Source organism: Chitinophaga sp., from assembly GCF_036566945.1.
Taxonomy (GTDB): Bacteria; Bacteroidota; Bacteroidia; order Chitinophagales; family Chitinophagaceae; genus Chitinophaga.
Window position 1 is genome coordinate 1 of sequence record NZ_DATCVJ010000310.1, and the last position, 10456, is coordinate 10456.

Genomic DNA, 10456 nt, shown 5'->3' on the forward strand with positions numbered 1-10456 from the left:
CTGCTGAAAGCAGACAGTAAAACCCTCGCCGCCGTAACGGTAGATGCACGCAGACGCTCCAACACGGAAGCCATGCTGCTGAACGACCGTAAAAACTCTGCCATGATTTCCGATGGGATCTCGGCACAGAATATCGAAAAAACCGCCAGCATCACCACTACCCAGGCACTGCAACGCGTGTCAGGAGTAACGGTAACAGACGATAAGTATGTGGCCATCCGCGGCCTGGGCGATCGGAGCGTGATCGGTCAGCTGAATGGTATTCGCCTTGCCTCTTCTGATCCGGATAGAAGCGCCATCCCGCTGGACCTGGTACCTGCAGGCTTGCTGGATAATATCACCATCTATAAAACAACCACCTCTGATAAACCTGCAGATGCCGCCGCCGGTATCGTGGAGCTGAAAACAAAATCAGTTCCCGACCGGCAAACGCTGAGCATCACCGTGCAATCGGGCATGAACTCGCAAACAGGTAGCTACGTCAATAGTTTTTATAACAGCGACATGGGCTTCCTCGGACAAAAAGTAAAAGGGAAAGGACTTACCAACGACTTTCAACAACTGTCTTCCCAATACCCCAACGGATTAGGTGATATTCAACGCAACATCGCCAACAGCCGCAATGATCCGGCCCTGCTGGCAGAAGCCAACCGCATCAACAAAATTATGCATGGCTTTGATCCCGTACTCACCACTAAATATAAAAAGGCGCCGCTAAACCAGATTTATTCCATCACTTACGGCAACAGCTATACGGTATTTAAGAAACACCAGGTAGGACTCATCGCCGGCGCCAATTATTACAACCGTACCAACGATATCCACGATGGATCACTGACCCAGTATAGTGTATACCAGGGCGTGTTAACGGGCAACAGCGCATTGTACAGTCCCCGCGTGATTCCTAACTACATCACCCCTAACAACATTAACCTGGGGAAGTATTTAAACTATAAGGAAAACACCGGCACACAAACACTCAACTATGGATTTTTGGGTGGACTCACTTACCTCTTCAGTCCTCAGCACGAAATAAGTATGCAGTACCTGGGCAGTCGTGGTGCGGAAACCCGCGCTACTAATCTGCACGGCGCGTATGAGTACACCGGCCTGCCCGGCAAAGTGTATAACCTTATTTATGCCTTACGCCAAAGCTACCGCACACTCAACACGTTTAATTTACAGGGTGAGCACAAGTTTGGTAAAAACGAATATGCGCCGAAGTTGAGCTACAACATGGCCAGCTCTTCTTCCACACAGGACGATCCGGATTACCGCTTTGTAAACCTGGCCGACTATCGCATCAACGGAGGAAGTACTTACACCGGTCCTGTAACCACACCCGGCACTACACCGCCAGTGGTATCCAGTCCCAGCCTGTATTCCCTGGTATCCGGTTACGTAAACGGATATGGTCCTTACGGTATCATTCAGGCCGACCCTAATGGTCGCCGTTTTCGTCATCTCAAAGAAAATAATTACAACTATAAAGCAGATGTGACCCTCCCTTTTAAAGTCCTCGATAAAAAACAGGAATTTAAAACAGGTGTGAACTACCTGCACCGCAGAAGAACCTTTGCAGAAAATGTACTCTATCTCCCCGGATCTAACTACTCCAGCGACGGTGCACTGCCTTTGTATGAAGTAAATGGCCAGCTGGATCAGCTGGTAGGCTACGACCGTATTGGTGTCCGTCCACCCTCTGCTTATAATGAAGAAGGCGCGCCCCGCAATGGTGGCTTCCTGTATAATATCCAGAAGTCGCCCAACAACTATAAAGGCTACTACGAAACCCGTGCGTTCTATGGTATGCTGGATCTGCATCTCACCGAACAGCTGCGCTTCACAGGTGGGGTACGTTTTGAAATGACCGATATACAGGCGGCCGTAGATACGTCCAATGTCTTCCTGGATCCGAGTATCACCACCAAAGATGCCAGCGGTAATAAAGTAAACCTGGTGTATACAGAACCGAATGCTATCTACAAAACAGATTACGAGCCTTATTACTCTGCTAACCTTACCTATACACTAAACAAGAACATGAACTTCCGGCTGGGCTACAATACCACGCTGGCAAGGCCGGAGCTGAGAGAGCTCACCAACGTTTTTGATTTTGATCCTTTCCAGTTTGCATTGGTAGTTGGTAATCCGAAGTTAAAAAACCAGCATACCACTAACTATGATTTTCGTTGGGAGTGGTTCCCTCATCCGGGAGAAGTGATTTCCGCCTCTGTTTTTTATAAAGAAATCAATAACCAGTTAACAAAAGTATTTAAACAAAATTCATCCGGGTTGAACGCGCGTTTCCCGGAGTTTCCGGCGATTGAATTTCAGAACGATCCTAACAAGGGAAAGGTATATGGGCTGGAGCTGGAAGTGGTAAAGAACCTGGGCATCCTGAGTCAGGTGATGAAAAACTTTTCACTGGGATCTAACTTATTGCTGGCACAAAGTGAAATTAAGAAAACTGCGGAGAGATTGGAATCTTCCCGTGCCATCGATCGCCGCGCGCCGGCCAACAGCCCGCTGTTTGAACAGGCCCCTTATTCGGTGAATGTATTCCTGAATTTTAATAGTCCTAAAACAGGTACAGATATCACCACCACTTTTAACATGGTAGGGGAGCGCCTCATCCAGGTAAACCTGGATGGCACGCCGGATCTGTATTCCAGACCTAATCCCGTGCTGGATATTGTGTTTTCGCAACAGCTGTTGAAGCGCCTGCAGTTAAAAGGTTTCGCTAAAAATATACTCGACAGGCCCGTACAGGAAGTATATGCCAACCCGGGTACCGGTGGAAATTTTTATGGAAAGAAATATGTACGCAGAAGTTTTTACCGAGGAACAGAATTTATGCTGGGATTGACTTTCAACCTGTAAAAATTTGAATGATGAAAATGAAAATTACTTATATACTCTTAACGGCTGCAGTGATGATGACTGCCTGTAGCAAAAAGCTGGATTACAGTTACGATAACCGCGTGGTACAGCAGCCGATGACGGCTTCTGCTATCCGCCTCGTGAATTTAGGTGGCGCCACAGAATTGTCGGTGGGTGGAAAACAACTCACCAGCTATATGAAGCCCGACCCGGAAGGCTACTATGGCCCAAACGAAACAAAAGGCACGTTCTGGTTCCAGGAATCCGGTCGCTTAGGCACTACCTACACTATTCCCCGGGAGCTGCTGAAAGACGGCAGGGCAGATAGTATTTTATTCAGCAGCCTGTCTTTCAGAAATGCCGTGCCGCCGCCGCGGCCATTTAGGGCAATAGATGATGATGCCCATCCGAACGATTATTACTTTGTACGTTTTCGGCCCAATCCGGACGGATTTCCGGACTCTTTGTTCGTGATCCCCAGGGGAGTGTCACCGGCGGCAGATCCGGCCGGATTTAAGCTCCGTTTGTTGAATCTCAGTTCTGCTGCGGGCAACGGAGTACCCGACGGTTTTTTCCGGACAGGACCTATGTCGGTCACGCTGGCAGATGGCACCACGGTACCGGGCCTGAGCAATATAGCCCCCGGCCAATATTCTGATTATGTGGAGCTGCCCTATGGAACTTACCAATTTAAAGTATTGAATGCAGAAGGAAAAGAAGTGTCAGGGTCCAATAGTCTGTATAATGTGCTCAACCCGGCTACCGGCACGCTGATGGACTTACTGGGTACACCTGGTATCGGCGGTTATAAAGATACCTGGCTCACCTATGCACCGGTGAAAACGTATCAACCCGGCGGTATTTATACCATCGTGGTAGCCAATACCTACGAAGCAAACATTCCCACCGGTAACCCGAATGGAGAAACGTCCAAGTCAGAAAACAATAACGTCCGCATCATCGCAGATATCACGGAGCCGGTAAATACTACCTATGCCCGCATACAGGGAGTGAATGCTGCCGCGGGTAAAAAAATCGGCTGGCAGGTAGATGCACAGCCACTGGGCGGTACACTGGCCTTCGGTAAGCAAACCAACTATAACCGCTATATAACGGGCACGCATATCGTTAAAGCTTTGGGAGAAGATGGAAAGCTACTCGCAGAAAGCAACATCGATCTGCAGCCCGCCGATAACCTGACCGCCTGGTTGTATACCCGCAAGGATGGGACCAGCGCGATTGCGATGGTGGCCAATAACCTCAGTGGTAAATTCTATGGGGGTACATCTACTGATAACGGGACCAACGGAATGTTTAAAGACATCTACCCTTTCTGGATCCGCTTCATGAACTTTTGCCCGGACCTCGATGAAGTCACTTTTACACAGGACAACGGGCAACTGATCCGCGGTGCAGGACAGGCTTCACAGCACCTGTATCCTGGTAAACCAGCTACCAGCGAACCTTATGAAAGAATGCTCGTCAACTTTCCTTATACGATCCTGGCCTATGCTTCTGCGCCGGGTATTGCACCAGGTGATTGGCTCCGCAGTGTTGCACCCCTGAAAAGCCGGCAATTTATTGCCCGCCCGGAGCTATATAAAACACCCGAATTACCGCAAAGTGAGCCCGGCATTTATACGGTAGCACTCATTGGCAGCACCGCTCCCAACGCCACCGAAAAAGCCCGGATGATTATTGTGAAACATAACAATTGAGTAGTCTTATGAACAATAAATACTTTTTACTACCACTGCTGCTGGCCATACTGTTAATAAGCAGCTGCCGCAAAACGGAATATGTGGTATTGAATAATCCCGCCTATCTGCGGGTATTCAACTGCCTGGAATTTACCACCACCCTCGATAATAAAGATGCACCGCAACCTTTCCTCGCCTTCCTCATAGATCCGGTGCTGGATGATTATGGCATACCAATAAGTGCTGTTGTCACCGGCGACTTCCTCGATCAGCGCGCCGACTGGGCACGCCCTTATCCGGATGCCGCCAGCAATGTGCTTTGGCAAAAGGAATATCCCGGCACTAAAAGAGTACTGGCCGCACCTATTGTAAATGGCTATGATCTCTCGAGCTGGGCACAGGTGCCTTCCGGTAAACACCGCATCATTTTCCGTACCCGCCCACTGAATAATACGCCTTACTTTGAACTGGATAGAATGGAAAGAGGGATAACGCTGATCGATACCACCGTGGATCTCAGCGCCGGTGAAGTATATACCATGCACGCACTGATAGCAGAATATGCGAGCCAACGTCCGTTCATGTACCTGCGCCAGGAAACATTTCCTAAACAGCCTTTTGCAGACTCATTGATCTATGTGAATTTCTACAATCTCAGCTCGGAAAATTTCTATACTAAATCGCCGGATGCAGAGCCTAATGCGGACCTCTCCAACACCAAGCTGAAAGACACGATGAACATTTACTACTCGTTAAATAAACGGAACAATGCTACCATTACGCCATTGCCGGGTTACAAAGGTATTCCCATGGGACAAATTGTTCATTCCCTGCAACCGGCAGTAGCGCCCTATTTCAGCTTCCCTTTATTTCCGGATAGCAGCAGTAATAAAATTTTTACAGGCAACATGAGTCAGACCTTCGGTTTTTTTGCCCCCGGTTTTTCTCCGGAAACACTGCCTTATCCAGGCTTTCTGCCGGTAGGGGTGTTCTCCGCTATTACTATGGGTGACTATGGAGACAACGGTAAAACTACCTATACGCCATTTGCGGTGAGATGTGATCTGCGTACAGGCCTGGTAGTGAGTATTCATTCCGGTACCAACAACCCGCAATCATTTGCTACGGTGAATACGGTGGAGTATATCAACCGCAAGTTCTATGTCACTACCATCCAGCGGAAATTTATACCACCTGTTTATTAACGTCTTTTATTATTTCAATATGCTGAATAATTCTATCATAAAATCATTCATGGCAGCAGGTCTGCTGCTGGCACTGTTAACAGGCTGCCGGAAAGATAATCTCATTCCACCCATTGACACTACCACTACACCTCGCGCCATGGGCGCCTTCATCGAAAATAACTACGACCTGAGCATCCTGTCAGCTGCCCTGAAAAAAACGGGTTTGCTGGATACGCTGAATCAGGGCGGTCCCTTCACGTTGTTTGCTCCGGATAACAATGCCTTCAATAACATGGGTATAAGAGGTACGGAAGATGTGGCCCGCATGAATACCGATAGTCTGCGTTTGATGCTCCGTTATCATCTCATTCGCAACCGCTACTTTACTTCCACCTTCCCGCAGCAGCTGGATAATAAATATCCCACGCTGGCAGGAGAACAAATATATGTGTCAGTATTAAAAACAGCCACCACCACGCCCGATCAGGAAACATTTGTAAACGGTGCGCTGATTTATCCGGACAGCAAACGGAATATTGCCCTGGCCAATGGGGTAATCCATATCCTGGCAAAACCACTCAAGCTTACACAAGCTACCGTACAGGATTACATCGCTGCCGATACCAGCTTAACCTTGTTTGCCGCTGCCATGAAAAAATTTAATTTATGGGACGGCCTCAAAACAAATAAACCAGTAACGGTATTTGCACCCACCAACAGTGCATTCGACAAATACGGTATCACCGCAGCAAAAATTGCTGCCATGAATGTAGCAGATTATGACCCGATCGTATTTGCTATTTACCCCATCGAAATGAGACCCCTGCATATTTTTGCGCCAGACGGGCATCTCATACCCAACCCCTCACCACTGGGCTATGGTGGCCTGAAAGCAGGGATCTATTCCATTACGCCGGGATATAGCTACAACAGTTATTCCGGCGAAGAAACGTCCGGCGTCAGCATCTCAAAATGGAAAAACGCCTACTGGTATCCCAATGAGGAAGGCCCTTCCGAAGTAAACTATAAAAATGGACTGGTAAACGCAGATCATCTCTGTAACAACGGTATCGTGCACGTGATAGATGATCTTTTCCTGAACCCGGATTTAATGAAGCGATAAAAATGAAACGGATGATAGCAAGAATATCTTTAGGCTTATTACTGATCCTGGCTGTGGCAGCCTGCCGCAAACAGGATATTGAACCGGAACCGGTAGGAGCACCCGTGCCACATGGCGCGGGCCCGGATAAAACCTGGCAGCAGCAGCTCGCTGCTTCTTCGTATACCCGTTTCCGCGAGGCATGGCAGCATTCCGGTATGGACCAGAAAGTGAAAGAAGCCGGCGCCGGTTTTTATACGTTGTTGGTACCCACTGATAAAGCCTTCGATGAAGCCGGATGGACAACCGCAAAAATACAGGCCGCCGATGCCGCTACACTGAACGACTTATTGTCTTTCTATGTAATGCCAATACGCCTGCAGGCAGAAAATATCAGCGCCATCAAAGGCAATACCGCTGCAGCTACCTTGTCGTTCCGCTCCTTTCCCGACAGACCGGAATGGTATAAAGACTATGTGGATTTCCAGTTCCTTGGAAAAAACGGGGATAGCCTGTTAGTGAATGGCATCGCCCTCAGTAAATGGGGACAACAAATTGATGGCACCAACGGCGTGATCTATCCGATTGATCACCTGATCACCAAACCCACATTGTCGATGTGGGACTACCTGCAAAGTGAGCCCCGGTTCAGCTTATACGTGGAGGCACTGCACATCTGCGATAGTCTCTACGAATCGGTGTACATGACCCAGCCCCTGGCATTCCTGAAATCTTCTCCTGAAGCCGCGCAGTTTACATTGTTCGCGCCCAATAACGAGGCGTTCATCAAAAATGGTTTCCATAACGCCGGCGATATCCTGCAGTATTGCCTCCGTTCCTGGCCATTGCCCGATGCGGGCTATGATGAAAATATGTTCTGGCAACAACCGGTCATCTCCATGGATTCATTACTAATGGCCTGCGGTGTGGAGATCATGAACGCATCACAGCTTAATGGAGCTGCCCGCGTAGGTCCTGTGTTCTTTGCCAACGAACTGGCCAACAATGCGGCTGCACTCAGTGGCCTGGTGCTGTATGAAGGCCAGCCTTATAACAGTCCACCCATAATGATGAACCTGTCGTTTATCAACAACAACGGGCAACCCGGGGTAAAAAGATTAGCAACGAATAATCCCTATATCCCTTTAAAGAGCCGGAATATAAGAGTGATCAATGGAGTAGTACATGAAGTAGCAGATCTCTTTAAAAGATAATTTTTAAAAGCAGACAAAATGAAAAGATTCACCTATACAGGTTTGCTGATACTAATGTTGTCCGCCTGCACCAAGGATAAAGACCATCCGGCTGCATCAGACGAAATTAATCGCCTGACCTACGTCATAGACGATAATAAATTTAACTTCTCTTCTTTCAATACCGCCCTGGGTAGAACAGGCTACCGCGCCCTGCTGGCAAAGGAAGGACCATACACCGTGATGATCCCGGATAACAACGCATTCAGCAAAGCAGGTTACGCCACTGCCCAACAGGTACTTACAGAAAGTGCCACCGTGCTTAATAACATGGTATCCTATCACATTGTAAATGGTACCTGGGAGCTGAATAAACTGCCGTATAAATTTAACCAGGAACTGTCCGCCGTCACCGGCGCTAAAATGTTTGTAACACATTGGATCAAAGGCGCGGATACGTTACTCACTATCAACGGCAGCCCGGTACTGGCGTACAACCTGCCCGCCAGTAATGGCGTAATCCAGGTATTGAATACGGTACTGCAGCCACTCGTGTACGCCAATCTATCTGCTGCTATTTCCGCAGATACCAGTCTTACTTTTTTAAACGTAGCCCTGCAACAAGCCGGACTGAAAGAAATGATCGCCGGTAATACGGTTTATACTTTCTTCGCACCTTCCAACAATGCATTCCGTGCTGCCGGTTTTACGACGATAGACAGCATCCATCAAACCGATGCTAAAATATTGAAAGACTTACTGCTGTATCACTTCTTCTCCGGCCGGAAATTTATTTACGATTATATCCTCACCACCGGCGCCACCGATCAAACGGAACAAGCCATGCAGAATGGAAATAACGTTGCCATTACCCTCGTAAAAGAAGGCGTGAAATACACCGGCATCACCATTAAAGGCGCCGGCAACAAAGTAGCGGCTACCGTGACCAAAGAAAATTTCATGGCCGGAAACGGAGTGCTGCAAATTATCGATCAGGTATTAAAAGAAAACCAGTAATTGTGATGAATAAAATTTTATACATAGCTTATTTTTTTGTGCTCCTGCTCTGTATCCGTTTCCCGGCACAGGCACAGGAAACAAATGGTACGCTCAGCGGAAAAATCACAGGCGATAAAAATGAACCACTCATCGGCGTAACCGTAGTGGCCCTGCATGAACCTTCCGGTACCAAATATGGCGTAGCCACCGGCACTGATGGCCGCTACTATTTACCCGGCCTGCGCATCGGTGGTCCTTACTCCGTTACCGTTACCATGATGGGTATGCAACCGCAAAAAAGAGAGCAACTCAGTATCCGTCTTGGGGAACCCATGCAGCTCAATTTTACACTCGTGGTAGCCGGCACGGAATTATCTGCTGTAACGGTAAAAGGCACAAAGAAAGGCGCCGCTGCCAACACCTTCGGCACCGGGCAGAATATCAGCCGCACGCAGTTGTCGAATATGCCTACCATTTCCCGCAGCTTGCAGGACATGACTAAAATGGTACCACAGGCCTCCCGCGATAACTCTTTCGCCGGTACCAACTTCCGCTATAACAACGTCACCATCGATGGCGCTATCAATAACGATGCGATTGGCTTCAGCCCTTCCGCCGGTGGTATTACCGGCAGTTCCGGCATGCCCGGCTCCAGCACCCGCACCAACGCGGTATCACTCGATGCCATCGAAGACATGCAGGTATACCTGGCCCCCTTCGATGTGAAGATTGGTAACTTCACCGGTGGAAGCATCAACGCTGTTACCCGCAGCGGTACCAACACGGTTACCGGCTCGGTGTACGGCTTTGGCCGCAATGCCGCCCTCACCGGCAAAGGTCCTGCCGGCATTAAAATGAACAGCGACTTTTATGATTACCAGGCCGGCGTGAGAGTTGGTTTTCCGATCATCAAAAACAAGTTGTTCTTCTTCACCAACGAAGAAATTACTTCCCGCCAGGACCCTTCACAATTGCTCGTCGGACAAGCAGAAACGGCGCATATCCTCAGCATGAAAGAGGCCGATCAGATTCGTCAGTCTACCCTCGATCGCTACGGCGCCGCCTTTGATCCCGGCACCGCCGGCAACTACAGCGCTTATTCCCGCTCGCAGAAATTCTTTAACCGCCTCGACTGGAATATCAACGACAAACATCAGCTGTCTGTCCGCAACAATACCATTACCTCCAAAGCCATGAACATGGACCGCGATCAGCAGGATTTCCGTTTCAGCAGCATGGCCTATCAGCAGGTGAATAACCAAAGCTCCACGGTGATGGAGCTGAAGTCACGCTTCAATAGCCGCTGGTCCAACAGTTTCATTGCCGGTTACAGCGTGGTGCACGACAAACGTAATCCCGATGCCGATCCCACGCTGCCACAGGTGCAAATCG

The 10456-nt window shown here is 48.8% G+C and carries 7 protein-coding genes; all 7 read left to right on the forward strand.

Annotated features, from left to right (window positions below; translation table 11 throughout):
- Positions 1–2883, forward strand: a 2883-nt coding sequence (locus VIP81_RS09080) for a TonB-dependent receptor domain-containing protein (RefSeq protein ID WP_331958755.1), incomplete at its 5' end; no start/stop codon positions are given.
- Between the two features lie 17 nt (positions 2884–2900).
- Positions 2901–4601, forward strand: coding sequence for a hypothetical protein (locus tag VIP81_RS09085; protein ID WP_331958758.1), 1701 nt, complete (start codon positions 2901–2903; stop codon positions 4599–4601).
- An 8-nt stretch (positions 4602–4609) separates the two neighbouring features.
- The gene (locus tag VIP81_RS09090) at positions 4610–5788 is read left to right on the forward strand and encodes a hypothetical protein (protein ID WP_331958761.1); all 1179 of its coding nucleotides are present in this window, start codon (positions 4610–4612) and stop codon (positions 5786–5788) included.
- 49 nt (positions 5789–5837) lie between these two features.
- Positions 5838–6893 carry a fasciclin domain-containing protein gene (locus tag VIP81_RS09095; protein WP_331958764.1) on the forward strand — a complete coding sequence of 352 codons (1056 nt, stop codon included), beginning with the start codon at positions 5838–5840 and terminating at the stop codon, positions 6891–6893.
- A gap of 11 nt (positions 6894–6904) precedes the next feature.
- Positions 6905–8086 carry a fasciclin domain-containing protein gene (locus VIP81_RS09100; protein ID WP_331958767.1) on the forward strand — a complete coding sequence of 394 codons (1182 nt, stop codon included), beginning with the start codon at positions 6905–6907 and terminating at the stop codon, positions 8084–8086.
- An 18-nt stretch (positions 8087–8104) separates the two neighbouring features.
- Positions 8105–9082 carry a fasciclin domain-containing protein gene (locus tag VIP81_RS09105; protein WP_331958770.1) on the forward strand — a complete coding sequence of 326 codons (978 nt, stop codon included), beginning with the start codon at positions 8105–8107 and terminating at the stop codon, positions 9080–9082.
- Between the two features lie 5 nt (positions 9083–9087).
- Positions 9088–10456: TonB-dependent receptor (locus tag VIP81_RS09110; RefSeq protein ID WP_331958773.1), on the forward strand; the 1369-nt coding region annotated here is incomplete at its 3' end.